23 protein-coding genes are annotated in these 24,444 nt (G+C 68.8%); 16 read left to right on the top strand and 7 right to left on the bottom strand.

Going from position 1 to position 24,444, the window contains the following annotated elements:
- The 3 genes from GXW71_RS16935 to GXW71_RS16945 form a co-directional block, all read left to right on the top strand.
- Positions 1 to 1,108, top strand: a 1,108-nt coding sequence (locus GXW71_RS16935; RefSeq protein ID WP_211853726.1) for a leucyl aminopeptidase family protein, incomplete at its 5' end; no start/stop codon positions are given.
- Positions 1,109 to 1,219: 111 nt separating this feature from the next.
- The gene (locus GXW71_RS16940) at positions 1,220 to 2,794 is read left to right on the top strand and encodes an ABC transporter substrate-binding protein (protein ID WP_211853727.1); all 1,575 of its coding nucleotides are present in this window, start codon (positions 1,220 to 1,222) and stop codon (positions 2,792 to 2,794) included.
- A 79-nt stretch (positions 2,795 to 2,873) separates the two neighbouring features.
- Complete coding sequence (locus GXW71_RS16945; RefSeq protein ID WP_211853843.1) at positions 2,874 to 3,323, top strand: DNA polymerase III subunit chi; 450 nt, start codon at positions 2,874 to 2,876, stop codon at positions 3,321 to 3,323.
- 133 nt (positions 3,324 to 3,456) lie between these two features.
- On the opposite strand, the gene GXW71_RS16950 is transcribed toward GXW71_RS16945, so the two are convergent.
- The 4 genes from GXW71_RS16950 to GXW71_RS16965 all read right to left on the bottom strand — a co-directional run bounded on the left by GXW71_RS16950 (position 3,457) and on the right by GXW71_RS16965 (position 7,587).
- Positions 3,457 to 3,777: a hypothetical protein gene (locus tag GXW71_RS16950; RefSeq protein WP_211853728.1), complete on the bottom strand. Its 321-nt coding sequence runs from the start codon at positions 3,775 to 3,777 to the stop codon at positions 3,457 to 3,459.
- A gap of 230 nt (positions 3,778 to 4,007) precedes the next feature.
- Positions 4,008 to 4,589: a glutathione S-transferase family protein gene (locus tag GXW71_RS16955; protein ID WP_211853729.1), complete on the bottom strand. Its 582-nt coding sequence runs from the start codon at positions 4,587 to 4,589 to the stop codon at positions 4,008 to 4,010.
- A gap of 91 nt (positions 4,590 to 4,680) precedes the next feature.
- The gene (locus tag GXW71_RS16960) at positions 4,681 to 5,772 is read right to left on the bottom strand and encodes a phosphatase PAP2 family protein (protein ID WP_211853730.1); all 1,092 of its coding nucleotides are present in this window, start codon (positions 5,770 to 5,772) and stop codon (positions 4,681 to 4,683) included.
- Positions 5,773 to 5,799: 27 nt separating this feature from the next.
- A complete protein-coding gene (locus tag GXW71_RS16965) occupies positions 5,800 to 7,587 on the bottom strand; it encodes an adenylate/guanylate cyclase domain-containing protein (protein ID WP_211853731.1) in 1,788 nt (595 codons plus the stop codon).
- A 68-nt stretch (positions 7,588 to 7,655) separates the two neighbouring features.
- On the opposite strand from GXW71_RS16965, the gene GXW71_RS16970 reads away from it, so the two are divergent.
- Entirely contained in the window at positions 7,656 to 9,140 is a 1,485-nt protein-coding gene (locus GXW71_RS16970) for a S8 family serine peptidase (RefSeq protein ID WP_211853732.1), read from the top strand.
- Between the two features lie 289 nt (positions 9,141 to 9,429).
- Positions 9,430 to 10,083, top strand: coding sequence for a hypothetical protein (locus GXW71_RS16975; protein WP_211853733.1), 654 nt, complete (start codon positions 9,430 to 9,432; stop codon positions 10,081 to 10,083).
- Between the two features lie 23 nt (positions 10,084 to 10,106).
- On the opposite strand, the gene GXW71_RS16980 is transcribed toward GXW71_RS16975, so the two are convergent.
- Entirely contained in the window at positions 10,107 to 12,968 is a 2,862-nt protein-coding gene (locus tag GXW71_RS16980; RefSeq protein WP_211853734.1) for an adenylate/guanylate cyclase domain-containing protein, read from the bottom strand.
- 319 nt (positions 12,969 to 13,287) lie between these two features.
- Here GXW71_RS16980 and GXW71_RS35205 point away from each other — a divergent pair, with 319 nt between their 5' ends.
- From GXW71_RS35205 to GXW71_RS17000, 4 genes are read left to right on the top strand one after another with little or no spacing between them, the layout of a single operon-like run.
- Entirely contained in the window at positions 13,288 to 15,180 is a 1,893-nt protein-coding gene (locus GXW71_RS35205) for a S8 family serine peptidase (RefSeq protein WP_211853735.1), read from the top strand.
- On the top strand, positions 15,177 to 16,196 hold the full coding sequence (locus GXW71_RS16990) for a radical SAM protein (protein WP_211853736.1): 1,020 nt from the start codon (positions 15,177 to 15,179) through the stop codon (positions 16,194 to 16,196). The genes GXW71_RS35205 and GXW71_RS16990 overlap by 4 nt, the downstream gene beginning before the upstream one ends.
- A 28-nt stretch (positions 16,197 to 16,224) precedes the next feature.
- Complete coding sequence (locus GXW71_RS16995) at positions 16,225 to 16,488, top strand: PqqD family peptide modification chaperone (RefSeq protein WP_211853737.1); 264 nt, start codon at positions 16,225 to 16,227, stop codon at positions 16,486 to 16,488.
- Positions 16,485 to 16,994, top strand: coding sequence for a hypothetical protein (locus GXW71_RS17000; RefSeq protein WP_211853738.1), 510 nt, complete (start codon positions 16,485 to 16,487; stop codon positions 16,992 to 16,994). Before GXW71_RS16995 ends, GXW71_RS17000 begins: the two co-directional genes overlap by 4 nt.
- Before the next feature lie 37 nt (positions 16,995 to 17,031).
- Here the strand turns inward: GXW71_RS17000 and GXW71_RS17005 are convergent, their stop codons facing one another.
- On the bottom strand, positions 17,032 to 17,721 hold the full coding sequence (locus tag GXW71_RS17005) for a Crp/Fnr family transcriptional regulator (protein ID WP_211853739.1): 690 nt from the start codon (positions 17,719 to 17,721) through the stop codon (positions 17,032 to 17,034).
- 228 nt (positions 17,722 to 17,949) lie between these two features.
- On the opposite strand from GXW71_RS17005, the gene GXW71_RS17010 reads away from it, so the two are divergent.
- Both GXW71_RS17010 and GXW71_RS17015 read left to right on the top strand, forming a co-directional pair.
- A complete protein-coding gene (locus GXW71_RS17010) occupies positions 17,950 to 18,720 on the top strand; it encodes a dienelactone hydrolase family protein (protein WP_211853740.1) in 771 nt (256 codons plus the stop codon).
- Between the two features lie 76 nt (positions 18,721 to 18,796).
- Positions 18,797 to 19,012: a hypothetical protein gene (locus tag GXW71_RS17015; RefSeq protein WP_211853741.1), complete on the top strand. Its 216-nt coding sequence runs from the start codon at positions 18,797 to 18,799 to the stop codon at positions 19,010 to 19,012.
- A 56-nt stretch (positions 19,013 to 19,068) separates the two neighbouring features.
- On the opposite strand, the gene GXW71_RS17020 is transcribed toward GXW71_RS17015, so the two are convergent.
- Entirely contained in the window at positions 19,069 to 20,754 is a 1,686-nt protein-coding gene (locus tag GXW71_RS17020) for a methyl-accepting chemotaxis protein (protein WP_211853742.1), read from the bottom strand.
- 593 nt (positions 20,755 to 21,347) lie between these two features.
- Here GXW71_RS17020 and GXW71_RS17025 point away from each other — a divergent pair.
- From GXW71_RS17025 to GXW71_RS17045, 5 genes are all read left to right on the top strand, one after another.
- A complete protein-coding gene (locus GXW71_RS17025; RefSeq protein WP_211853743.1) occupies positions 21,348 to 21,692 on the top strand; it encodes a hypothetical protein in 345 nt (114 codons plus the stop codon).
- 4 nt (positions 21,693 to 21,696) lie between these two features.
- Positions 21,697 to 21,999 (top strand): hypothetical protein, encoded by a 303-nt coding sequence (locus GXW71_RS17030; protein ID WP_211853744.1) that lies wholly within the window; start codon positions 21,697 to 21,699, stop codon positions 21,997 to 21,999.
- Complete coding sequence (locus GXW71_RS17035; RefSeq protein ID WP_211853745.1) at positions 21,996 to 22,340, top strand: DUF1488 family protein; 345 nt, start codon at positions 21,996 to 21,998, stop codon at positions 22,338 to 22,340. The genes GXW71_RS17030 and GXW71_RS17035 overlap by 4 nt, the downstream gene beginning before the upstream one ends.
- Before the next feature lie 10 nt (positions 22,341 to 22,350).
- A complete protein-coding gene (locus tag GXW71_RS17040; RefSeq protein ID WP_211853746.1) occupies positions 22,351 to 23,226 on the top strand; it encodes a transglutaminase family protein in 876 nt (291 codons plus the stop codon).
- 136 nt (positions 23,227 to 23,362) lie between these two features.
- Positions 23,363 to 24,172, top strand: a complete 810-nt coding sequence (locus tag GXW71_RS17045) for a transglutaminase-like domain-containing protein (protein ID WP_211853747.1) — start codon at positions 23,363 to 23,365, stop codon at positions 24,170 to 24,172.
- Positions 24,173 to 24,444 lie beyond the last annotated feature (272 nt).

The following is a 24,444-nucleotide window of genomic DNA, read 5'->3' on the forward strand; positions in this document are numbered from 1 at the left end:
CTGGCGCTTCGACAAGCACCGCAGCGCGCCGGCGACGCGCGGCGCGCCGGGGCTTGAGCTCCTGGTCGACGACATCGCCGCGGCGGCGCCCGCCTGGCGGGAGGCGGAGGCCGCGGCGCGCGGCGCGCTCTATGCGCGCGACCTGGTGTCGGAGCCCGCCAACCACCTGACGCCCGCGATCTTCGCCCAGCGGCTGCGCGCGCTGGAAGAGCATGGCATCCGCGTGAAGGTCATCGGCCCGAAGCGGCTGCGCAGGCGCGGCTTCGGTGCGCTGGCCGCGGTCGGCCAGGCGGCCGCCTCCGGCCCACGCCTCGTCACGCTGCGCTGGAAGGGGCGGCTCGACGTGAAGCCGGTCGCCTTCGTGGGCAAGGGCATCTGCTTCGATACCGGCGGCATCTCGATCAAGCCCGCGCTGGGGATGGAGGAGATGCGCGCGGACATGGCGGGTGCGGCCGCCTGCGCCGGCGCGGTGCTGGCGCTGGCGCTCCGGAAATCACCGGCGCCGGTGATCGCGGTGCTGGCGCTGGCCGAGAATGCGATCGGCGAGGATGCCTATCGCCCCGGCGACGTGCTGACGACGCTCTCCGGTCGCACCGTCGAGATCCTGGACACCGATGCCGAAGGCCGCCTCGTCCTCGCCGATGCGCTGCATCACGCCGCCCAGCATTACCGCCCGCGCGCGATGATCGACCTCGCGACGCTCACGGGATCGGTCATCACGGCGCTCGGCCATCACCATGCCGGGCTCTTCGGCAACGATGCGGCGCTGGCCTCCGCGGTCGCGGCCGCGGGTGCCGCGGTGGGGGAAGCGCTCTGGCCGCTGCCGATCGGGCAGCGCCACCGCGAGGACCTGAACAGCGATATCGCCGATATCCGCCAATGCGCCCCCTCCGGCAGCGGGGTCTGGGGTGGCCGCTTCCTGCCGGATGCCTGCCACGCCGCCGCCTTCCTGCGCGAATTCGCGGGACAGACGCCCTGGGCGCATTGCGATATCGCCGGGGTCGAGACGCGGGATGCGGCCGATGCGCTCGGCCCCAAGGGTGCCAGCGGCTTCGGCGCCCGCATGCTCGACCGCCTGGTCGCGATGCGCTTCGAGACGGAGGAATGAGCGTGATCGCTTGAGGTGGAATCACCGAAAAGCGTGAATCACGCGATCATGCGCCAGCCCGGCAGTTTGTCGTAGCCTGCCGGCGACCGTCACCCCGGGGAGTTCCGTCGCATGCGCTTCGCCGCCGCTTTCCTCGTCGCCTCTCTCGCCCTCGCGCCGGCGGCGCGCGCCCAGGCGTCGGAGCAGACGCTGCGCGTCGTGCTGATCAATGAGCTGACCAGCATCGACCCAGTGCAATCCACCGCCGCCTTCGTCCGCAACCACGGCTTCCTGATCTACGACCAGCTCTTCGCCCTCGACGGCCAAAGCGTGGCGCGGCCGCAGATGGTGGAGACGCACACGGTCTCCGCCGATGGCCTGACCCACAGCTTCACGCTGCGCGAAGGGCTCGCCTTCCACGACGGCGCTCCGGTCCGCGCCGCCGACGCGGTGCAGTCGATCCGCCGCTGGGCGGAGCGCGACACCGTCGGCCGCACGCTCGCCGCCGCCACCGCCGCGCTGGAGGTGGTGGATGAGCGCCGCTTCACCCTCCGCCTCGCGCGCCCCTTCGGGCTGGTGGCGGAAGCCCTGGCCCGTCCGACCGCCAGCGCCTTGTTCGTGATGCCGGAGCGGGTGGCGCGCACGCCCGCGGCCGAGCAGATCACCGATCCGACCGGCAGCGGCCCCTTCCTGTTCCGCCGAGCCGAATGGCGGATCGGCGACCGCGCGACCTATCACCGCAACCCGCAGTACCGCCCGCGGGACGAAGCGCCGGACGGGCTCGCCGGTGGCAAGCGGGCGCTGGTCGAGCGCATCGAATGGCTCGCCATGCCGGATGCCGCGACCGCCGCTGCCGCCCTGCAGCGCGGCGAGATCGATTTCTGGGAACAGGTCAGCGCCGACCTGGTGCCGGTGCTGGAGCGCAACCGGTCGCTCACTGTCGCGCCGATCAATGAGGTCGGCTTCATGGTCTGGCTGCGCCTCAACCACCAGCAGCCGCCCTTCAACGATCCGCGCGCGCGACGCGCCCTGCTGCACCTCGTGAACCAGCAGGACGTGCTGAACGGGATCGGCATCCGCCCCGCCGACCAGCGCCCTTATTGCCCGGCCTACTTCATGTGCGGCACGCCGCTGGAAAGCGATGCCGGTGCCGAAGGCCTGCGCACTATCGACATTCCGCGTGCCCAGGCGCTGCTGCGCGAGGCCGGCTATGCCAATCAGCGCGTGGTGTTCCTGAATGCCACCGACACACCGATCAACAACGCGGCGACCTTGGTGATGGCGGATGCCTTCGCGCGCGGCGGGCTCGCCATGGACGTGCCGGCGATGGACTGGGGCACCGTCACCCAGCGCCGCAACCGGCGGGAGCCGGTGGAGCAGGGCGGCTGGAGCCTGTTTGTCACGGTTGCCAATGCGCTCGATGCCGGCAACCCGCTGTCGAACCTCTACCTCGCGGCACCGGGCGCTGCCGGCCTGACCGGCTGGCCGGAGGATGCCGAGCTCGAATCGCTCCGCCGTGCCTGGTGGGAGGAGAGCGATCCCGCGAAGCGCGCGGAGATCCTGACCCGCGTGCATGCCCGCGCCTACCAGGTGCTGCCCTACATCAATGCCGGGCAGTTCCGCACCATGGCGGCCTGGCGCAGCACGGTACAGGGCGTTCGCCCGACCGCGGTCCCGGTCTTCTGGGGCGTGTCGAAACGGCCATGATGGCAGGGGCTCGGCGATGGTTGTGTCGCCGGTCCCGCTCGCATGGCGGCGGAGCGCGGCGCCGGCTATGGTCGCCGGCGTGACCGAGATCGGCTTCTATCACCTGACCCGCACGACCACCGAAGCGGCCGCGCCCAAGCTGCTCGGGCGTGTGCTGGAAAGCGGCGGCCGTGCCTTCATCCTGATCGGCGGGCCGGAGCGCCTGGCGGCGCTCGACACCACGCTCTGGACCTGCGGCGACCCGGATTGGCTGCCGCACGGCACCGCGACCGCGCCGCATGCCGCCCACCAGCCGATCCTGCTCTCGCTGGAGGATGCGCCGCCCGCCAATGGCGCCCGCTTCCTGTTCCTGGTGGACGGCGCGGAAACGGCGCGGCTGCAGGACTACGACCGCGTCTTCGACCTGTTCGACGGCGGCGACGAGACGGCGGTCGCCGCCGCGCGCCGGCGCTGGGCGGCGGCCAAAACCGCCGGCCATGCCCTCACCTACTGGCAGCAGGGCGCCAAGGGCTGGGAGAAGAAGGCCTGACGGCGCCTGCCGCGGGCTTCAGCCCGACGCTTGGAGCGCGATGACTTGAGGCGGAATCGCCGAAAAGTCTGAATCACGCGATCAAACAAGGGGCTGGAGTATGATGCGTGAGCGCTTGCGAGCGCATCATACTCTAGCGCGGTACCGTCTGCCCCGGCACCACCGGGCGCGTCGTGCCGGTGTCGAGCTGCGGCGCCGCGTCCCGGCCCGGGGCCGGATACACGCCTGGCGGCAGGTTCGGGTAGGGCTGCTGCAGGGTACCGCTGTTCGGCATGGTGCCGCCCTGCGCCTGGGGCAGGGTGCCCGTCAGCCCGCCATATTGCGCGGCCGGGGATGCCTGCCCGCCGGCGGCGGGCATGGCGGTCGTCGGCGGTCCCGAAGGCTGGGCGCAGCCGACGGCCGTAGCACCACAGAGCAGAAGCGCTGCGGTCAGCCGGAGATGTCCGATTGTCATGTTCTTGTCTCCTGTCGACGTAACAGCAGTGGCAAAGCCTCTCCGGTCGATAAGTTGCGTGCCCCGCACACCTGGCGGAAGCAACACCTGGAACTTTCGGCTTCCGTGCGCTTTCGGAATGCATGCGGGTCACGAACCCGCCGGAACCTTTCCGGTTGCGGTTGCGGCTGCGTCGCAAGCCGGTCGCCGTCCACGTCCCGAAGAGCCTGCCCTGAGGTCGTTCAGGCCGTTCAGGCGGGCAGCTCGTAGCCGATGGCGGCCTCGACCTCGAGCGTTTTGCGGACGGCGTCCCGCGCCAGCATGCGGTCGTGGTGGCGGGACAAGTTCGGGAACTCGCCGGCCGCGGGTTGCAGCGAATTGCGGAAGCGCCAGAACAGGCGGAACAGGTGGATGTCGGCGATGGAATAAGGACCGATCGCCCAATCGGCATCGCCGAGCCGGCGATCGGCCAGGCCATAGGCGATGCGCGCCTGGGCGAGGCCCTGCCGCCGTGCCGGATGCACGGTCGCCGCCAGGAAGGACATCCAGGACACTGCCCGCGCTTCGGCTTCCGGATCGCCTTCGGGCAGCAGCCCCGCCCGCGGGTGGCGGCGCGCCAGGTAGAACAGGATGGCCGCGACCTCGGTCAGCGGGCGCCCGTCGATCAGCAGGGTCGGCACTTTCCCTTCGGGGTTGATCGCCAGGTAGTCCGGGTCGCGGTTCTGCCCGCGCGCGAAGGAGAGCGGCCGAAGGTCGAAGCGGATGCAGATCTCGTGCAGCGCGATATGCGGCGCCATGGAGCTGGACCCGGGCGCGCAGTAGAGCGTGAGCATCTGGTCTTCTCGCGATGCTAGCCAAGGTGTCGCTGCCATAGAGCGCGTTTTCCGACACGCGCTCACGCGTCGAAAGGCATGCCGTGCGAGTTCACGCCCATTCGGCGCGGGCTTTTGCGAGCAACCCGTCAAGATAGACGGCAGCTTCGCCGACGTTGACGGGCTCAACAGGCTCGGTCGCTCCGAGCAAGACTGGGGCCTGATGGCGCTCTGTGTTGTCGGAATTTTGGGACGAGCTGCCGGAACCGCCGGCCGGCGTGCCGCGTACGGTCGGGGCGGAAAGAAAAAGCGGAAGAGATCGCGCGGCGATCTTGAAGCCGCAGCGCGTATCGCTTGGATAGTGCAGGCCCAGCACGTCCCGATTGCGGGCGATGCGGCGCGCCAGAACTCTGAGCGGCCCATGTTCTGCACCTGCGGCGGGAATGATGGCAGTCGGCAGTACCTGCTCCAGGACCAGGGCGACCATCATCGCCTCGCAGGCATGGCCGCTCGGGTAGGATCCGTGGCCAGGCACCTCGATCGGTGGCATGAGCGCCGGATCCAGGCGTGAAGGACGCGGACGTCGGAAGATGCGCTTCCAGTACATGTCCTGGAACTGAGCGAACTGAAACGCCAGGATGCACAGCTTGTAAGTGGCCGGATGCGAGCCTGAGCGAAAGTTCAGGACGCCCCGCATATAGGTCAACAATCCAGCCCGCTGCGCCAGCGCCTCATCGAAGACGGCGGCGCGGTATTCGATGAGGCTGCGCAGCTCCGTCAATTCAGCCGCTGTCCCCGCTTCATCGAAGCCATCAGCGCCGGGATCGATCAGGTCGCTCCAGGTCTTTGCCGGGGTGGTGCCTGTCGATTGCTGGACAATTTCACCGAGCGTAGCGATCGCGAACTTATCCAGGTCCCAGTCTGAGTCACGAAAATCGACCGTGGGAACCGGAGGCCAATCCGCACCCAGGAGACCAGGCCATCTCTGCCCTTGAAACACCAGAGGAGAGCCCGGCGGCAGGTCCGGGAGCGGCGCCGTCGAAGGCGAGATGAGAAGAGGGCGATAGATATCGGCGCCTCCCACGGTGCTGTCCGGACCGACCGTCGATCCAGCGCCAGCGGTTCCGCTCGTACCGCTGGTTCCGCTGGCGGCACTTGTGCCGCTGGTACCGCTCGTGCCACTCGTTCCGCTGGTCGAGCTCATTGTCTTCTCCGCTGTGGACAGAGCAGATCAAGCAGGCAGTCCCGCTTGATACAGATCGCGAGCAAATCGCTCCCGTAAGACAGGGTCCTTGAAGGGCATCCGGTTCGAAATATACTCAGTAACACTGAAGTCCGACTCAAGCGCGATGAGCCGCCGTGCGGCTTCCCTGGCTTCCTGAAATCGTCCTTGCGCGGCGAGAAGCGCTGCCTGCACGCGCCAACTCGATGCGTGAGCCGGATTGCCCCCGATCGCAAGGCATCCGTAGCGTTCTGCGCTCTGCAAATCGCCGGCTGTATAGTGGGCAATTGATAGAAAATGATGTTGATAATATCGGAGCGGATCGTAGGGAGAAAGCCGCAAGCCGCGCTCCGCGTTGTGGATCGCATCGCTGCCACGCCCAAGATAGCTGAAAGTGGCGCTCGACAGCGTCCAAGCGATCGCGCTGTTCGGGCAGACCGCGAGTGCCCTTCCGAAACAATCCAGGGCTGTGTCGAAGTCGCGTCGCAGATAGGCGCTGTTGTGGCCGAGTACCGCGAGGGCAAGCGAGTTTCCTGGCTCCAGCGTCAGCGCCCGTCCGGCGAAGTCGAAGATGGCCGTGGCATCTGCTTCCCGATCCTCCGTCCAGCCCTGACCGATGCGCAGGCTGTGCCAATGCGCAGCCCAAGCCATCGCGAGAGCAAAGGACGGATCCTCTTCCATGGCGCGCTCCAGATGACGGCGCGCATGGATGAATGCTGGGCGTTCGCTCGACGCCATCGCGTGCAAGCCACGGAGCATATGGTCATAGGCGGTCAGGCTCTCCGGACGCTTGCGCATGGCTTCGCGCAGTGTCGACGCGCGGATGCTGGGCGCGACACCGGCGACGATTCGCGTCGCCACATAGTCCTGAAGCTCAAAGATCTCGCGCTCGGGGGTATCGATCCGCTCCCCCCAGAGGTGCTCCCCTGTGATGCCATCCGTCAGCATCAATGAGGCATGCAGCCCGCCTCCTGCGCGCTTCAGGTCGCCGGAGACGATATATCGCACGCCGAGGGTCCGGGCGGCGTGCTGCGGCGATGGCTTTCGGCCCGCGAACATGCGTGCGCTGTCGGGCGCGATGACGAAAAGCTCCCGAAGCCCGGCAAGTGATGCCACGACGTCCTCGACGATCCCGGATGCGAGGTAATCATCCAGCGGATCATCCGACATGTTGAGCAATGGCAGGACGGCCAGCGTCGGAAGCTGGGTGGGCGCCGGTGGCAATGGTACCGAGACGCTGCGGCGAGGATCCAGCGAGACCGCATGGACCGTCCGCGAGAGATTGCGCAGCGGCAGCTCGCCGAGGTCCCGCGTCGCTTTCCGATCCGCCTTGGAAAGCTTGGCCGACGCCTCGGTGGAGAGCAAAGTCCCGCCCGGGGTGCAATACTCCTGAAGTCTTGCCGCCATATTCACGGCATCGCCCAGAATGCGGTCGCCCTCGACGATGACGCTGCCAACGTGAATAGCGATCCGGAAAACGATGGGCGGATTCGGAGATGTCTCGCGCTCCGCCGCTTCTGACGCGTCATGCAGCGCCCGTGCCCAGGCCAGCGCTGCCTTGACGTTCGTGAACTCGGCGAGCGTGCCATCGCCCTGCACATCGACGATGCGGCCACCGAGCCGCTCCGCCACGGGGGTGACGACGTCATGGAACATCGCCAGCCAGCGCGAGGTCGCATCAACCTCGTCGGCGGCAGCCAGGATGGAAAACCCTACAATGTCAGCAAAGGCGATCGTCGTAGAGCGCCGACGCAGGGGAGCAGTGCCGACATCGGTCGAAGGGGCCCCAGGGGACATGGTGTAAAAGGTATCCTGCGCGACATTTTCTTATCGTTCCGGGCAAGGATTTTGCAAGCTTCGTATTGATGACTGACGGTGACGCTGGTTCCGTGGCTGAGCGGTTGAAGGGAGAGGGCAGCGCAATGCGGATTATGTTGGAGTTGCCAAACGAACCCGCTCTGAGGGCGGCGTACCGCGCCGCCATCCGCGACCCAGAGCGCGGCCTGGCCAGCCTTGGGAGACTGTTGCCGAGGCAGCTCGATATCGGCGGTACGAAGTTTAAAATCGCCTCGCTGCCTTCTTACTCGCATAAGTTCCGGTCTTCCGGCCGCCGTCTGAAGTCTGCGGCCGCAGCCGCGCGGCGCGCCGAGGAACGACTGCCATCGCTCGTCTTCAGCCTCGAAGTAGAGGGCATTGAAACCCTCGATCGCTTCGTCGATGCAGCCAGGCAGGTGCCAGGTGCGAGAGCCGGTATCGATCTTCCTATCGCGGTCTTCGATGCGTGGTGCCCGGAGGGTGACCAGCCCTCACTTTTTCACACGCGCGACGCGGCCTCGGCATTGATCGACGTCGACGCGCTGAGAAGCCACGTGCCTTCTCTCCGCGGTCAGGGGGTGAACGTCGTGATGGTGGACCTTGGATTGAACGCGGCCGCTCTCGCTGCCTTCTCGCCGGGCGCGGAAGTCGCCGGGGCCTGGGAGGTGTCGCAGGGCGGTGCACCTCTTTGGCAGACCGGATCCGGACCCGCGGCATGGTCTGGCCACGGGACTATGGTCGCGCGCAACGTGCTGTCCGTTGCCCCCCGCGTGCGGCTGTTCGATTTTCCGCTGCTGCCCGAACAGGTCACTGAAGTGACCGGCTGGACCAGTTGGGCGCATGCGGCGCTACACCAGGTGCAGGCCGACATTCAGACATGGCTGTCAGCAGAGTTCCCTGGTCCCTGGGTATTTTGCAATGCGTGGGGGATCTACGACCGGCGGCAGGAAAGCGCTCCAGTCCACCATCCGGGAAACTACACAGGAAACCCGACGCATCTGCTGAACCTGCTCGTAGGCGCTATCGATGCGGCGGGATTTGACCAGATCTTTGCGGCCGGCAATGGCGGCCAATTCTGCCCGCATCCGCTCTGCGGTCCGGGCGACACTGGTCCAGGGAACAGCATCTTCGGCGCAAGCTCACACGGCGATGTGTTGACTGTTGGCGCGGTTCGGCCTGACGGGATGTGGATCGGCTATTCTTCGCAGGGGCCAGGTCAGTTGGCGTTCCGGACGCCGGCCACGCCATTCTCCGAGAAGCCGGACCTGTGTGCGCCCAGCCATTTCATTGAGGCCGCAGATGCCTCTGCGCTATGCAGCGGCACATCGGCCGCCTGTGGCATCGCAGCCGGCGCTGTCGCTGCGCTGCGTGGCGCCGGCTCCCCGCATGCGAGCAAGCAAACTTCCGAGCTTCGCGACCATCTGCGCGCGACAGCACGCAAGCCGGCCGATGCGGCGAGCGAGTTCGATATTCGCTACGGCCATGGTCTCTTGGATTTGCGAGCGGCCTTAAGGGAGCCGCTTCAGTCCTCGTAGTGAGGGCAGCACGGCCCTAAGCCTCAGCGGCAGGGCTGTGCGCCGGCTTCGATCTCGCGCGCGGCCGCCTGCCGATCCCTTCGGCATTCTGATCGAGCTGGCCAGATGCTCCTGACCGTCGGGTCGGCCTCCATTGAGGCTGCGCCGATGGTCAGCCGTATCAATATCGAGATCGCAAGGATTTGAGTGCTGGCGCTGCGGGCAGAGGGAGGATGGTGACATGCGCGGCATGCGCGGCATGCGCGGCACCGGGTGGACGGAGCCCGGACCGGACACCAGAGGGGCGGACATGAAGGCACCACAGCGCAGCTTCATCTTCGGGCCGAAGAACAACAGCAAGCATGGGAACGACCCCAACGACGCGACCGGGGCCTTCCATGTCGGCATGCGGATCTGGAACCAGCTCTATGGCGGCTCCAACGGCACGGTCATCAGCCACTATTTCCTGAACGGGGAAGGGCTGGGGCCGGCCAAGGTGCAGCAGGGCATCCTGGACGCCATGCGCCAGGGGTCGGGCGGCCAGTACTATGACGCGATCTGCTACTTCGGCCACGGGACGAAGAACGGGCTGGAGAGCGCCGGCTGGTATGGCGACAAGATCAGCAACCTGACGGATGCGATCGATGAGCTGGGCGCTGCCGATGTGAAAGTCCTGCTCTACGCCTGCTCCTGTGCGGCGCCGAGCGGCATCGCGAACAAGATGGCCAACAACCTCCAGCGATGGTGGCAGTCGGGGACGGAGGTGCACGGCCATGTCTCCCCGGGCCATACTTTCGCGAACCCGCAATACCGGCGCTTCCCCAATGCGGGCGGGGAGGTCGGCTTCACGGTGGCGCCGCCGACGAAGGTGGGGGCCTGGGTCAAGGCGATCACCAACCAGAAGAACACGCTCTGGGCGCGCTACCCGTTCATGACGGCCGAGGAGATCGAGGCGGAGCTGTAGCGCGGCCCCATCGACGCCGCAGGTCACTGTGCCAGTTGGGGATGCCGTTGCCGGATCATTGCCAGGACCGGTCGCGAGAAGAAGATGCTGCCCGCTTCCAGCAGGGCATCCGCTTCGGCCATCAATTGCCGCGCCTCCTCGGCGCGGCCGTCCGGCAGGATGTCCGCGAGCAGCCCGAGGCCGCAGGGGCGCATCAGCTCGGCGCCTGTCGCAGCATAGTCCTCCAGGCCGCGCCGCAGCACCGCCTCACCCTCCGTCAGCTCGCCGCCGCGCGCGCGGGCCCAGCCTTCGAAGATCGCGCCCCAAGCCGACCAATAGGTGAAGTCCTGTGACGTGGCGGTCGCCTGCAGTTCGAGCGCCGCCGCCAGGCTCTCTGCCGGGCGATCCGCGAACTGCGCGAGCGCGCAGCGGAAGGCGAGGGCGAAGCAGAGACTGTGCGCGTGCCCGAGTTCGCGCGCGGCAAGCAACGCCGCCGCATCCGCTTCCCAGGCAGCCGCCTCCTTGCCCATGAACCACAGCACCCAGGCCAGATGGGACCAGGCCAACACCGCCGGATCCGAGCCGTAGTCGAAGCGCTGCGGGGCATCCCGTGCCGGGTCGTAGAAATCGAGGGTCCGGCGCAGATGCTCCTCCGCCTCCTGGAAGCGGCCGAGGTAGAGCAGCCCGAGCCCGAAGGGACGGTGCGCCTGCACCCGCGCGGCCAGATCCGTCTCCTCGGCCATCAGCGCCATGATGCGCTCGCCGATCTCATGGCCCTCGGCGATCGCGCCGCGCACCAAGTGGAAGGTCTGCAGCCCGCGCAACGTCCGGATGCGCAGCCGGTCATCACCGAGGCGGAGTGCCGCTGCGTGCGCACGGGTATAAGCCTTGCCCACCTCAGGCACTGCATTGCCGCGGGCGACGGTGATCTGGGTGGCGAGCGCGATGTTGAGGCGCGCTTCAGCGGTCGAGCGCGCCGTGTCGTCCGCGAGTTTCGGCAGCAGTGCGAGCGCAGCACGGCAATGTGCGGCCGCCTCGACATGCGCGGATGCGGCCGCAGCGTCGGCTGCCGCCCGTTCGTAGGCGATGACGGCATCCCGTGTCTGACCACCGGCCGCAAGGTGGAAGGCGACGAGATCCATGCGCGCCTCGGTCCGCTCGCCCAGCAGCTTGGCGATCGCGCGGTGCAGCGTGGCGCGCCGGCTGCGCAGCAGCGTCTCATAGGCGGTCTCGCGGATCAGCTCGTGGCGGAAGGCATAGCCGCTCGGCGCCTCCGCCGGCCCCTCCGGCTCCAACAGCCCGGCCTCGACCAGCCGGCGCAGCGCGCGCCGCGGCGGCGGCGCTGCCACAGCCAGGGCCAGCGCTTCGATCATCTCCAGCGAGAAGGTGCGCCCGAGCACAGCGGCGAGTTGCGCCGTCTGCTTCGCTTCCGACAACGCATCCAGGCGGGACGTCAATGCGGCCCGGAGCGTCAGCGGCAGCTCCGCGCCGGCTTCGATCTCGCGCGCCGCTTCCTCGAGGAAGATCGGCACGCCGCCGGCGCGTTCAACGATGCGCCCGACCAGGCTTGCTTCGGTACCGGGCGGCGCAGCGGCGGTGGCAAGCTGCCGCGCCTCGGCCTCGGTCAGCGGCGCCAGGCGGAGCGTGAGCGGCGGCGCCCCGGCCAGGTTGCGGCCCTCCGTGCGCCGCGACAGCAGCAGCAGCAACGAGGCGCCTGGGGCGCCGCAGGCGTCGCCGAGGGCGCGCAGCACCGCGAGGGTGCTGTCATCCGCCCAGTGGATGTCTTCCGCGATGAAGAGCTGCGTCGGCCCGGAGGCACTGGCACGGAGTGCGGCGAGCAGTGCAGCCACGCTGCGCCGACGCCGGCGGCGCCCGGCCTGCTGCAGCTCCGCCAACTCCTCCGGCGTCGCGCAATCCAGCAGTGCCGCCAGCGGCGCGACATGCTCGGTCGCCGCGAGGCCGCGGCCCTCCAGCCAAGCGACCAGCGCGTCGCGTCCGGACAGGACCGGCCCTGAAAGGCCCACGGTGGTGGCAAGCCAATTGATCAACGGGCGGAAGGCGCTGCCCCCGTCATCGGCGCCGCAGCCAAGACAGACCGCGCCTTCGCCCGCCGGGCCCAGGCGGGCGCGGAACTCGGCGATCAGGCGGCTCTTGCCCATGCCGGGCTCGCCTTCGATCAGCAGTGTCGTGCCAGCCCCGGCCTCGGCATCGCGCCAAGCAGCGAAGAGGCTGCGCAGCTCCCGCACTCGGTTCACCATCGAGAGGACAGGAGCGGCGCCAACAGTGGCGAATTCCCCGTCCAACCGATGCGCCAGCACCGGCCGCGGCAGGCCACGCAGCACGATCTCGCCGCGCGAGGAGAAGCTGAAGCGTGGCCCGGCCAAGCGGCGCGTCGCTTCGCTGGCCCAGACTTCACCGGGTGTGGCAGCCTGCTGCAGCCTCGCCGCGATCGTCGTCGTCTCGCCGACCATGGCGCCGGGCTCGCCGGCGGCACCGCCGCCGAGCGTCGCCACCACCGTGATGCCGCTGTGCACGGCGACCCGCACCTGCAAGGCGACGTCGACGCATTCGTGCAGCGAGGTGACGCCCGCCGAGATCTCGAGCGCCGCACGCAGGGCACGCTGCGCGTCATCCTCCCGCGCGCGGGGGAAGCCGAAGCGTGCCAGCAGCCCGTCGCCCTGATGCTGCGCCAGGCTGCCGCGATGCCGGGTCACGATGTCCGATGCCATGGTTCGGAAGCCGAGCAGCACGCGGCGCAGATCCTCGGGATCGAGCTGCGCCGCGAGTGCGCTGGAGCCGACGATATCGGCGAAGAGCACCGTCACCGGGCGGCGCTCGCCGGCCTCCATGGCCGGCCGGTCCGGGGCGCGGCGCAGCAGCACCCCGCAGGCGCCGCAGAAGCGCATGCCGGGTGGGCTCGAGAAGCCGCAGGCCTGGCACACAGGGCCGGATGGATCGGCGGACAGGTGAACATTCCTTCGTGAGCGCGCGCATACTGGCAAAGCTGCCTGCGCCTGTCGCCGGGGTGTGGCGATGTGTAACGGAAGTCACTGCCCGATTTCGCAACCGCCTGATAGCGTTGATGCGGGCTAGGATGGGACGTGGGTCATGGCGCTCTTTGATTTCGCCGTATGCACGGGCGCCCGGACGCGCCTGGCGCTTGATCCCTTATTGCGCGCCGCTGCACTCGCGGTTGTGATGCGACAAAATCAGACCGAATTCGGAATGATGGTTCGAATCGGCAATCCGAGTGCCATCCGCCCGCGGCCGGATATCCGCTTCGGCCATGCGGTGCGGGAGGCGGATGGCATCATCATCCCGCCGGGCGGTGCGCTGCACGAGGAGCAGGGACCGGTTTTCGCCGCGCTTCGCATCGCCCTGCAGTCGAGCACCCGGCATGACGTGCTGGCCAGTATGCGCGCGCTGTCGCTGACGCTGGACGAGCTCTCCGAGGAGGGCTGGGGGATGGAGCTTCGGGGCCAGTCCTGCAGCATCCACGAATACCCGCTCCTCACCCCTGACGCTCCCGGGCAGGGGCCACGGCCGGCGGCAGGGCCGCCGGCGGCCATCGATGGCTCGGGCGTCCTGATCGGTGTCGTGGATTTCGGCTGTGCCTTCGCTCATCCCGCCTTCCGCTTCGGCGATGACGGCCGGGGCGGCACGCGGCTGCGCATGCTCTGGGACCAGAATGGCGCCGCCCCCCACGGGCAGGACCTGCCGGGGCGCTTCTACACTCAGGCGGAAATCGATGACGCGCTCAAGGCGCCGGATCCCTATGCCGTGCTCGGCTATGTGCCGTGGGAGAACTGCTATGCGCCCGCGGATATGGTGCTGACGCCGCTCACCGAGATGGAGCGCCAGAAGCGGGTGCACGGCACGCATGTCCTCTCCGTCGCCGGCGGGCGCAAGCCGACACAGGGGATCTGGGCGGGGCCGGTGCCGGCTGGCGTGGCGCCGGGCGCGGCGCTCGCCTTCGTGCATCTGCGCCCGCGTGCGCTGATCTCCGAAGGCGATGCGATCGACGTGTTCGAAGGGGTCTGCGCGCTTTTCGACCTCGCGCGGCGCGAGGGTATGGCCGCCGTCGTCAACCTCAGCATCGGCGCCAATACTGGGGCGCATGATGGGCAGGGCTTGATGGACCGGGCCTTCGACGCGCTGCTGCGCACGCCTGGCCGCGCCATCACCGTCGCCGCGGGCAACATGCGCAAGGCCGGCCAGCACCGGCAGGCGAAGGTGACGCGGAGCAAGCCTGTCACTCTGGACTGGCGCTTCAAGGGCGACGACTGCACGGCGAATATCCTGCGTGTCTACGCACCCATGCCGGGCGGCAAGCCGGCGCTCGACATGGCGATCGCTCGCCCCAACGGCGCACCCGGTTCGGCCCTGCCCTCGGGGGCGTTGCGAGAGACCGACATCGACCGGCTGCTCGATGCCGAAGGCACCAGTATCATCGGCAGCGCGGTCTCCACCATGCATCCCCTCTCGACAGAGGAGACGTTGCAGCATTTCGAGGTCCGGCTCCGCCCATCGCGCGTGGACGAGACCTGGAAGGTGACCCTGAGCCTCGACCCGGATGTCGCGGCCGAGGAGGTCGAGTTCGATGCCTGGATCGAGCGCGACGACCTGCACCGTGAGGACAGCTCACATTTCGATCCGTTGGACAACCCTGGCGACGATGAGGGCTGTTCCCTCGGCTCGCTCGCCTGCGCCGTGGGGCCGATCTGCGTCGGGGCCTATGATCCGGCAACGGGCGTGGCCGCCGGCTTCAGCTCGCTGGGGCCGACGCGGAAGGGGGAGCAGAAGCCCGACGTCTCGGCGCCTGGCTGCGGCATCCGCGGCGCCGCAGGCCGGGGCGGCCTGGTCGACAGCAGCGGGCTTCCCTTCGACGTCAGCTTCTTCATGGACGGCACCAGCGCCGCCGCGCCACAGGTCGCGGGCATCGCAGCGCTGATGCTGCAGGCCCGACCGAAGCTCACTGCCATGCGCATCCAGCAGATCCTGCACGCGACGACCCATGAACGGCAAGCCGGCGCCCACCCGCCTTGGGTGGAGGATCTCGGCTGCGGCCGGGTGGATGCCGCCACGGCACTCGCCAGGACGCTCGAGGAAACGCCATGACATCTCTCGTCGGCGGCTCACCGCCGCTGCACCGGCCGATGAAGGTCACGATCGGCTATACGCAGTCCTGCAATCTCGATTGCCGCGTCTGCTATGCGGATTGCACGCGCGATCCCTCGCCGCGGGAGCTGCCGGCGGCGACCTGGGTGCGGTTGCTCGACGAGTTCTTCGAGGCCGGCGTGATCTCGATCATGATCGAAGGGGGCGAGCCGCTGCACCGTCCCGACATTCTGGACGTCATCGCCCACGCCGCACCGCGTGCCATGACTCGGCTGCGTACCAATGCGACGTTGATCGACGACGCCATGGCGGCGCGGTTGAAGCGTATCGGCCTCGGCGACGTCATGGTCGACCTGCTCGGCGCCACGCCCGCGACCCATGACGCGCTGACCGGCGTCCCGGGCAGCTTTGCGCGAAGCATCGACGGCATCCGCGCGGCCCGGCGCGCCGGGCTGCCGGCGACGGTGCTGGTCATCATGAACCGCGGCAACTACCGCGAGCTCCAGCAGGTGCTCGATCTCGCGAAGGTCGAGGGTGTGGAGGCGGTCGGCGTGCTGCGCCCCTATCCGCTCGGGCGCATGCGGCGCAACTGGGACGAACTCTCGCTGTCGCTGCCGGAGATGATGGAGGCGATCGCGGCGCTCCGCCCGCCGGAGGGCGTGCGGCTGATGCAGTCCTGGCATCCGAACGACGCCAATTGCTGCTGGCAAATGGCGGCGGTCAATGCCTATGGGCGATCGATCGGCTGCATGTATCTGCGCGACTATGTCGACTACGGCGACGTCACGGTGACGCCTTTCCTCGAGACCTGGGAGCATCCGCTCTATCGCCGGCTGCGCGCCGGGAATGTGGAGAAGAGCTGCTCGGGCTGCGCCAGCACGCAGCACACCCATGGCGGCTGCCGTTCCACCGCCTACGCCTTCCATGGCCGCTGGGATGCGCCGGATCCCTTCGACAGCGGGTTGAACGACGGCGTCGATCTGCGGGTGCTGCCCGCCTTGCCCAATGCGATATAGCCGCGCACCCGGGGTCAGGCTGCGCCCCGTGCCGGAACTCGGCGCCTGCCTGGCCTATACGCCCGCCCGGCCGAAGCTGCACCAACTCAACGCGACCGCCTGGCTGATCCTGGAACTCGCCGAGGATCAGGAGATGGAGACGCTGGCCGCGGCCTTCGCGGCGCGCACCGCGCCGCAGCTCTCGACCGCGGCCGCGCGGCAGACCTTGGAGGCCGGGCTCGCGGATCTGCTTGCCTCCGGCCTTGTACAACGGCGGGACGACGCCGACACCCTGAAGGAGATTTCAGCATGACCGACCATTCCGATGCCGCCGCAGCGGCCGAGGCGCTGCTGCGCGCGCAGGGCCAGGTTCCTGCCGCCAGCGTCACGCCGCTGGTCTCCGTCGTGCGCAGTGGTGAGCAGTTCCTGATCCTGGCGCCGTCGGGTGGCGGGCAGAGCGCCGGCCCGCTCGGGCGCATCCTGATCGAATGGGGTTATGAGGTGCCGAAGGACAAGCACCCAGCCTTTCAGGCTTTCCTGAAGAGTGCGCATGTCACACTCCGCGCGCCGAGCGTCGCGGGGATCGAGTATCTCGGCACCTATACCGTCTTCCAGCAGAGCGATCGGAAACTCGGCAGCTTCCGTACCATCTGGGGCTACCAGAACCTCAGCCAGATGGAGCAGATGACGGCGAAGGTCGCCGATCCGAACGACGCCTGGGGCAAGGCGGTGAAGGAGCTCATGCAGTTCCGCGACGCGGACTACGCCGCCGGCCGCAGCCAGGTGATCCTGCAGCTTGCGACCGAGACGCTGGTCTGAGGCATATATCTCCTGCGCTGATCCGGCTCGCGCCGGATCAGCCGCCGGACGCGGCGCGATAGGCGGCCTCGACTTCGGCCTCCAGCGCCTCCGGCTTCAGCAGCACCAGGCCGCCGCGGGTCAGCTCCATCAGCCCTTCGCGCTGCATGGCGCCCATGGTGCGTGACACCACCTCCCGACGCGTGCCGATGCGAGCTGCCAGCTCATGCTGCGGCCGCGGCGGCGACACCACGCGCCCGCCCGCCTTGCGCGGGCGGGACAGGCGCAGCAGCAGGGCGATCAGCCGCGGCCTGACCGGCAGCACCGCCAGCTCCATCAGCCGCGCATCCTTCTCCCGCACCAGCGCCGCCAGCAGGCGCAGCAAATGGCGTGACGCTTCCGGCGAGGAGAGGGTGAAGGCCATGAAGGGCTCGGCCGGCACGGTGCAGATCCGGGCGCGGGTCAGCGCGACGATCCCGGCCGAACGCGGCGCCTGGTCGATCGCGGCGATCTCGCCGAAGAAGCTGCCGGCCGTGAGCTCGTTCAGGATCATCTCGTGCCCGCCGCTGCTGCGCGACACGACGCGCACCTCGCCCTCGACGATGAAGAAGACCTCCTGCGTCTGGTCGCCGGCCTCCAGCACCACCTGCCCTGGCGTGAAGCTGCGCCAGCGCGCCAGGGCCGAGAGCGGCGCGAGCGCCTCGGGCGTGAAGGGGCGGAAAAAGGGCAGGCGGGCAAGGTCGTCCATGGCGCCGAGGGCAGATCCCGTGTGAGTGGGTCCCGCGAACAGGGCGTTCGCAAAACCGAAGGGCAGGGGCGGTTGCAGCGGGTGCGGCCCAGCAAGGCCGCTCCGGCCAGCATGCCGCCGCTGCAGCTCCGTTACAACCGGCCGGCATGGCGAGTGACCCAGCGCACGGCGCGCTTGTCCGTCCAGGAGGAAAGTCGGCCGCCGCTCACCGCCGGAGGAGCATCCCGCATGGATCCGAAGCATCTCCCGCAGGCGCTGCGCCGGATGGTCCTGGCCGCGATCCTCTGCGGCGCGGGTGCGGTGCATGCGCGGGAGTCCGCGGTGGATGTCCTGGAGATCCCGGGCGCCGGGCCGGTGCTGCTGGCCCTGCCGCACAGCCCTGATCCTGTGCCGGTCGTGGTCGTGGTGCCGGACCCGGCCGGCGCCGACCAGCGCGCGCGCGCGTATACGGAACGGCTCAACGCCCAGGGCATCGCGACCATCGAGATCCGGCCGGGCGCCGATGCCGCCTTCTCGGCCGAGGTGCTGGCGCAGCGCTTCGGGCGGCTGCTGCGCGCGCTCATCGCTGATCGACGCTTCGATGCCCGGCGCGTCGCGGTGCTGGGCTTCGGCCGTGGCGCCCGCATCGCGCTCAGCGGCGCGGCGGGGCTGCCGGTTGCGGCGCTCTATCCTGGCTGCGCGCCGCTGCGCGCCCCGGGCACCGGCCGTGCCCTGGTGCTGGAAGCCGGCAGCGCCCCCGGGCCACAAGGCGATTGCGCCGCCTTCCGGGCGGCGCTTGGGGGACGGCTCACGCATCACCGGTATGCGACCGCCACCTATGCCTGGGATTTCGCGGATGCGGCCCGGCTGGCCGCCTCGCCCGGGCAGCCGGCGCCGGATGCCGAGGGACGCGTCCTGGTCCGGCCCGATCCGCGCGTGACCGAGGATGCCGTTGGCCGCGTCGTGCATTTCATGACCGAGGTGCTCGACACCCAGCCGGCGGAGCCGGGGCGGGAGTGAGAGACCGGCCTCAGGAGTGCCGGGGAGGTGCGGACCGCACATCGATCATCACGACAACCGCCAAGGAGGCACTGCCATGACAGACAGCGAACATGCCCTGCTGCTCGCGATGGCGCGGGCCGTGATCAGCCTGCTGGATGACAGCGCGCAGGAGATGGACGCGCACTACGCTCAGGCGATCCAGCGGTTGGCCGAGGGCATCAAGGCTCGGCGGCCGCCTTCGGCGAGCCCATCCTGGTCGGCGCAGCCGCGGATCTGCCTGGCGGAACAGGGCGCGGTCCTAAGCGATTGAGCGTGATGACTTGAGGCCGGTCCGGCCGACAAGTCATCACGCGATCAGATACAGGCTCAGGCGGCGCGGATGTCGCCGAGGAAGCTGTCCACCTTGCCGCGCAGCGTCTCGGCCTGCTGGGCAAGCTCGCCGGAGGCGGCACGGAGCTGGCCGGCGGTGGCCCCGGTATGCTCCGCATCCTCGCGCAGCCCGGCCGCATGGCGGGAGACGTCCTGGGTGCCGCTCGCCGCTTCTGCGACCGCGCGGCCGATCTCCTGCGTCGCGGCCGCCTGCTGCTCGGCGGCGGCGGCCACCTGCATGGTGGTCGCAGTCAGCGTCTCGATGGTGCTGGCGATGCTGCTGATCGCCTCCACCGCCAGGTTGGTGTCGGATTGCATCTGGGTGATCTGGGCGCCGATCTCGGTGGTCGCTTTGGCGGTCTGCGCCGCGAGCTGCTTCACCTCCGACGCCACGACCGCGAAGCCCTTGCCGGCCTCGCCGGCGCGCGCCGCCTCGATGGTTGCATTCAGCGCGAGTAGGTTGGTCTGGCCGGCGATCTCCCCGATCAGCTTCACCACGTCGCCGATGCGCGCCGCACTGCCGGCCAGCGCCCGGACGGTGTCGTCGGTGGCGCGGGCATGCTCGCTGGCGCGCTGCGCGACCTCGGCGCTGGTCTGCACCTGGCGCGCCACCTCGGCGATCGAGGCGGTGAGCTCCTCGGCGGAGGCGGCGACGGTGCGCACATTGCTGCTGGCCTGCTCGGAGGCGGCGGCGACAGAGGTCGCCTGGCCGGTGCCGCGTTCTGCCGCCTGACCCATCTCCTGGGCGGTGGCGTCGAGCTCGGTGGCGGCAGAGGCGACGGCGCGGAGCACGCCCGCGGTCTCGGCCTCGAAGCCCTGCACGAGCGTGTTGACGCGCTCGGCGCGGGCGGCCTTGGCCCGCTGCTCGGTGGCCTGGGTGGCGGCGAGGCGGTCGGCGTCCTGCAGCCCGGTGCGGCATTCCTCGATGCCGCGTGCGAGGTCGCCGATCTCGTCGCTGCGCGCGGCATCGGGCAGAGCGAAGGCATAGTCACGCTTCGCCAACTGGCGCATGACGCCGGCCAGCCGGACGACCCCGGAGGTGATGGAGCGGTTCAGCCAGACGGCCGCGCCGATGGCGATGATCAGCCCCAGCAGGGCGGCGGCGCCGATCAACCAGAAGGCCCGCTGCTGCGCCGCACGGATATCACCGAGCGCGCGGTTCGCCATCGCTTCGTTGATGTCCTGTCCGCGGGTCAGCGCCTCGCGCAGCGCGATGCCGGCCGGGTTCACGGTCGCGGCGAAGAAGCGGGCTGCCTCTTCCGTCCGCCGGGCCTCGAAGAGGGCGACGAATTCGGCATCCGCGCGGCGATAGGTGGACCAGGCCGCGGCGATCGCATCGGCCAGCCGCCGCTCCTCGCCATCGCTGATCAACGGCTGGTAGATGGCCCAGCTCGCTTCGATGCGCGTCAGCACCTGCGGCGCCTGCCGCAGGACCCGCTGCTGCTCCTCCTGATCGGCGATGAGCAGCGACTGGCGCAGGCGCCGCAGCACCGCGATGTTCTCGCTGAAGCGCCCGAGCTGCATGACGCTGGGCAGGGCGTTGGTGCCGATATCCTCGGCCAGCGCGCCGATCTGTCGTGCCTGAAAGATGGAGATCCCGCCGCTGACAACGAGGACGAAAAGCAGGGCGGAGAAGGTCGCCCAGAGGCGGCCTCTGACAGACCACCCGTTCAGGATGCGCATGCGGGACTCTCACATTGAGGCTTGGCGATGCGGTCGGCGTATCCGGCCCCGCATTCACAAACCCCTAATGCCTCTCGGTCCGGGCGGCCGCGGGGGAGGCATCTGCCATGCGTCGCGGACAGCATTCGGCGACGCGGGACGGTCGAGCGGACGCTGCTCGCCAACGCTGGGGAGGCCGGTCATGAACAGGGACCTTGATCCCGGAGTAACCGCCGGCATCAGGCCGGCAGTCCAGCGGCGCCGCTGACGGCCGGACTTGCGACAATCACCCGGGGTTCCGTCCAGGCCGGGCGGCCGATGATCAGGTCCTGGATCCGCACCAAGGACACTGTGTCACTGGACTGAGTATGCTTTCTCTAATGCCTGGGAATTATAAAATTCAGCGTCGAAAAAGCTGGCTGGAGGGCGGCCTGCGAGCAGAAATCGTGGTAATCTTCGAGGAACGCTCGATTTATTGCCGCTGCTTGATGTATTGGAAGTGACGCGTTCCCATTTCAGCGGATGCGTCAGAGCGATCAATAGATGAGAAGGACGGGCCTGCTCCATTTTGGTGCAGAACGGCGTTTCCTCATCCGACGCAGGAGGGTGGCGTCATGAGCAGCTCGACAACGACAATGCGTGAGACGATGGCCGCAAAGTGGGCGGCAGCGAAGCCGCTCGCGATCGCCCTGGTGGTCGGTCTGGTCGCCGGCCCGATCATCTCGGGCATCACGGGCTACCAGATCCGCGCGAGCACGGCGCAGGCCGCGGCGCGCGCCGGCATCGTCGAACAGCAGGCGGCGTTCTGTGCCGAACGGGCGCGGGCTTCCGGCTCCGTGACCGGCACCCTCGACTACCAGACGCGGAACAATCTGGCCCGCCAATTCGCCGTCATGGCCGGGGCGACGACGCCCGATCCCGACGTGGTCTACGCCTGCTCCACGAAGCTCTCGACCTGATGGCATGCTGAGCCGGACCAGACGGGAGAACGTCGTCTTCCGCCACCCCTTCCGCTTGCAGGGGTGGGTCGAGGAACAGCCTGCCGGCGCCTACACCGTGGAGACGGAGGAGGCGCTGATTGAAGGCCTCTCCTTCGTCGCCTACCGCCGTGTCGCCACGACGATCACCCGCCGGGCGACACGGAGCGGCACCCTGATGCAGATGATCCCGGTGGAGCCCGACATCCTGGCCGCGGCGCTCGCCGCCGACGCGGCCCCGGCGCCTGCCCGCGACGGCATCACCCATGACAGGAACGGCAACCGATGACATCGCCAACCCACACCCCGGCCCTCGCGCATCCACGCTGGGACGGTCGCCGCGCCCTCTTTGAGATCGAGCATGAGGGGCAGCGCTATTCCTGTGCGATCTCGAGTGGCGCCCTGCAGGAGCTCAGCGGCACCCGGCACTTCAAGCCGGCCGATCTGCCGCGCTACTTCGCCGAGGCGCATGGCCGGATCGAGGCCATCGCCGTCGCCAAGCTGCTTGCCCGCAAGAGCGGCCTTCTCGGCGTGCTGAGCATCTGGGCCGACGACATCGACGATCCGCCGCCCGCCAGCAGCCCGGTTGCCATGCAGCAGATACCGGGGGTGGCGCGATCATCCTCGTGATCGCGGCCTGATGGCCATCCTCACCGTTCGCCACGTCACGACATATCGCTACCGCCAGCCCGTCGCCTTCGGCGAGCATCGGATGATGTTCCGCCCCCGGGAAGGCCATGACCAGCGGCTGATCGAGGCGCGGCTCGAGATCACGCCGGAGCCCGAGGAGATCCGCTGGCTGCACGACGTCTTCGGCAACAGCGTCGGCGTCGCCCGGTTTTCGAGTCGTGCCCGGGAGCTCTGCTTCGACAGCACCGTGCGCCTCGACCATGCGCCGGTGAATGCGCTCGACTTCCCGATCAGCCAGGGCGCCGAGACCTATCCCTTCGTCTACGACATCGACGACATGCCGGACCTGGCGCGCTCGATCGAGCGCCAATATCCCGATCCCGACCGCGAGGTCGAGCGATGGGCGCGTCGCTTCCTGCGGGGCGACGGGCCGACCGACACGCGGGAATTGCTGGCCTCGCTGACCTTGGCCGTGCGGCAGCGCTTCACCTACATCGCGCGGGCCGAGCGCGGCGTGCAGCCGCCGCTTCACACGCTGCGCCTCGGCAGCGGGACGTGCCGCGATTTCGCCGTCCTCACGATCGAGGCGCTGCGGTCGCTCGGTCTCGCGGCGCGCTTCGTCTCCGGCTATCTCTATGTCCCGGAGCGCAGCGGCCACGTCGGCGGCGGCGCCACCCATGCCTGGCTTCGCGTCTATGTACCGGGGGCCGGCTGGGTGGAGCTCGATCCGACCAACGGCATCATCGGCAACCGCGACCTGATCCGGGTCGCGATCGCGCGCGACCATCGCCAGGTCCTGCCGCTGCACGGCACCTGGACAGGCTTCCCCTCCGACGATCTTGGCATGACCGTCGATGTGAGCGTCACCGCCGATCCGTTTCCCTAGAGCGCGATGCCTTGAGGCGAAATCGCCGAAAAGTCTGAATCGCGCGATCAGACGAAAGCCTAGAGCATGATCGGTGAGCGCTTGCGAACGCATCATGCTCTAGGCATGCCCGCCCTGTTCCAAAAAGGAGTTCGCCATGCGCATCAGCGCCGGCTGCCAGATCGTCTATGACTGCCCCCAGCCGACGCCGATGCTGCTGATGGTCAACCCGCACCCGTCGCGTGCGCCGGATCTGATCGGCCTGCATCAGGTTCGCATCGACCCGCCGGTGCCGATGCGCGACTATGCCGACAGCTTCGGCAACACCTGCACCCGCATCGTCGCGCCACCCGGGCGCCTGGCCATCTCGACGCGGCTGCAGATGACGGATTCCGGCATGCCGGATGCGATCGCGCCGGCGGCCTGGCAGCATCGCCTGGAAGATCTGCCCGACGAGATGCTGATCTACCTGCTCGGCAGCCGGTACTGCGACACCGACCGGCTATCCGACATCGCCTGGTCGCTGTTCGGCCAGGGCGTGACCGGCTGGGCGCGCGTGCAGGCGATCTGTGACTACGTGCATGAGCGCATCGCCTTCGGCTACGAGCATGCGCGACCCACCCGCACGGCGTCGGAAGCCTACAACGAACGGCGGGGCGTCTGTCGGGACTACGCGCATCTGGCAGTCACGCTGTGCCGCTGCGTCAATATCCCGGCGCGCTACTGCACCGGGTTCCTCGGTGACATCGGCATGCCGCCGCCCTATGGCCCCATGGATTTCGCAGCCTGGTTCGAAGTTTATCTGGAAAACCGCTGGCACACCTTCGATGCCCGCAACAACATCCCGCGCATCGGGCGCATCCTGATGGCGCGCGGCCGCGATGCCACAGATGTCGCGATCGTCACCACCTTCGGGCCCTGCACGCTCTCAGGTTTCAGCGTCTTCACCGATGAGGTGGTGTCTTAAGAGACCGCTTGGAACAGCCACGGGTCGGGCTGTCGGGCCCGGCCAGCCCTCCGCTGCCGCCATTCCCAAACGGTCTCTTAGCCGGCGACCGGCCCATTCCCGGCTTGCAATCACAGCGCCATCGCCCCATTTTCCCGTGATACCGACCCTGTGCGGCAACTGTCGCCCGGCGCCGAGCGCGACCACGCCGACCACTCAGCCGACCAGGACACGGACCCCATGGCGCCCAGCACCGTTTGCGATGGCGACGACGCGCGCGGGCGCGACGTCGG

The sequence above is a fragment of the Plastoroseomonas hellenica genome (assembly GCF_018129085.1).
GTDB lineage: Bacteria > Pseudomonadota > Alphaproteobacteria > Acetobacterales > Acetobacteraceae > Plastoroseomonas > Plastoroseomonas hellenica.

What these genes read in the sequence shown, in the direction of transcription:
- GXW71_RS17025 (WP_211853743.1), top strand. Translation starts at nt 21,348, where the DNA reads ATGAGCAGCTCGACAACGACAATGCGTGAGACGATGGCCGCAAAGTGG.
- GXW71_RS16965 (WP_211853731.1), bottom strand. Translation starts at nt 7,587, where the DNA reads ATGTCCCCTGGGGCCCCTTCGACCGATGTCGGCACTGCTCCCCTGCGT.
- GXW71_RS16990 (WP_211853736.1), top strand. Translation starts at nt 15,177, where the DNA reads ATGACATCTCTCGTCGGCGGCTCACCGCCGCTGCACCGGCCGATGAAG.
- GXW71_RS17030 (WP_211853744.1), top strand. Translation starts at nt 21,697, where the DNA reads ATGCTGAGCCGGACCAGACGGGAGAACGTCGTCTTCCGCCACCCCTTC.
- GXW71_RS17015 (WP_211853741.1), top strand. Translation starts at nt 18,797, where the DNA reads ATGACAGACAGCGAACATGCCCTGCTGCTCGCGATGGCGCGGGCCGTG.
- GXW71_RS35205 (WP_211853735.1), top strand. Translation starts at nt 13,288, where the DNA reads ATGATGGTTCGAATCGGCAATCCGAGTGCCATCCGCCCGCGGCCGGAT.
- GXW71_RS16940 (WP_211853727.1), top strand. Translation starts at nt 1,220, where the DNA reads ATGCGCTTCGCCGCCGCTTTCCTCGTCGCCTCTCTCGCCCTCGCGCCG.
- GXW71_RS17020 (WP_211853742.1), bottom strand. Translation starts at nt 20,754, where the DNA reads ATGCGCATCCTGAACGGGTGGTCTGTCAGAGGCCGCCTCTGGGCGACC.
- GXW71_RS16980 (WP_211853734.1), bottom strand. Translation starts at nt 12,968, where the DNA reads ATGCGCTTCTGCGGCGCCTGCGGGGTGCTGCTGCGCCGCGCCCCGGAC.
- GXW71_RS17010 (WP_211853740.1), top strand. Translation starts at nt 17,950, where the DNA reads ATGGATCCGAAGCATCTCCCGCAGGCGCTGCGCCGGATGGTCCTGGCC.
- GXW71_RS16950 (WP_211853728.1), bottom strand. Translation starts at nt 3,777, where the DNA reads ATGACAATCGGACATCTCCGGCTGACCGCAGCGCTTCTGCTCTGTGGT.
- GXW71_RS16955 (WP_211853729.1), bottom strand. Translation starts at nt 4,589, where the DNA reads ATGCTCACGCTCTACTGCGCGCCCGGGTCCAGCTCCATGGCGCCGCAT.
- GXW71_RS17000 (WP_211853738.1), top strand. Translation starts at nt 16,485, where the DNA reads ATGACCGACCATTCCGATGCCGCCGCAGCGGCCGAGGCGCTGCTGCGC.
- GXW71_RS16970 (WP_211853732.1), top strand. Translation starts at nt 7,656, where the DNA reads ATGACTGACGGTGACGCTGGTTCCGTGGCTGAGCGGTTGAAGGGAGAG.
- GXW71_RS16975 (WP_211853733.1), top strand. Translation starts at nt 9,430, where the DNA reads ATGAAGGCACCACAGCGCAGCTTCATCTTCGGGCCGAAGAACAACAGC.
- GXW71_RS17035 (WP_211853745.1), top strand. Translation starts at nt 21,996, where the DNA reads ATGACATCGCCAACCCACACCCCGGCCCTCGCGCATCCACGCTGGGAC.
- GXW71_RS17005 (WP_211853739.1), bottom strand. Translation starts at nt 17,721, where the DNA reads ATGGACGACCTTGCCCGCCTGCCCTTTTTCCGCCCCTTCACGCCCGAG.
- GXW71_RS16960 (WP_211853730.1), bottom strand. Translation starts at nt 5,772, where the DNA reads ATGAGCTCGACCAGCGGAACGAGTGGCACGAGCGGTACCAGCGGCACA.
- GXW71_RS17040 (WP_211853746.1), top strand. Translation starts at nt 22,351, where the DNA reads ATGGCCATCCTCACCGTTCGCCACGTCACGACATATCGCTACCGCCAG.
- GXW71_RS17045 (WP_211853747.1), top strand. Translation starts at nt 23,363, where the DNA reads ATGCGCATCAGCGCCGGCTGCCAGATCGTCTATGACTGCCCCCAGCCG.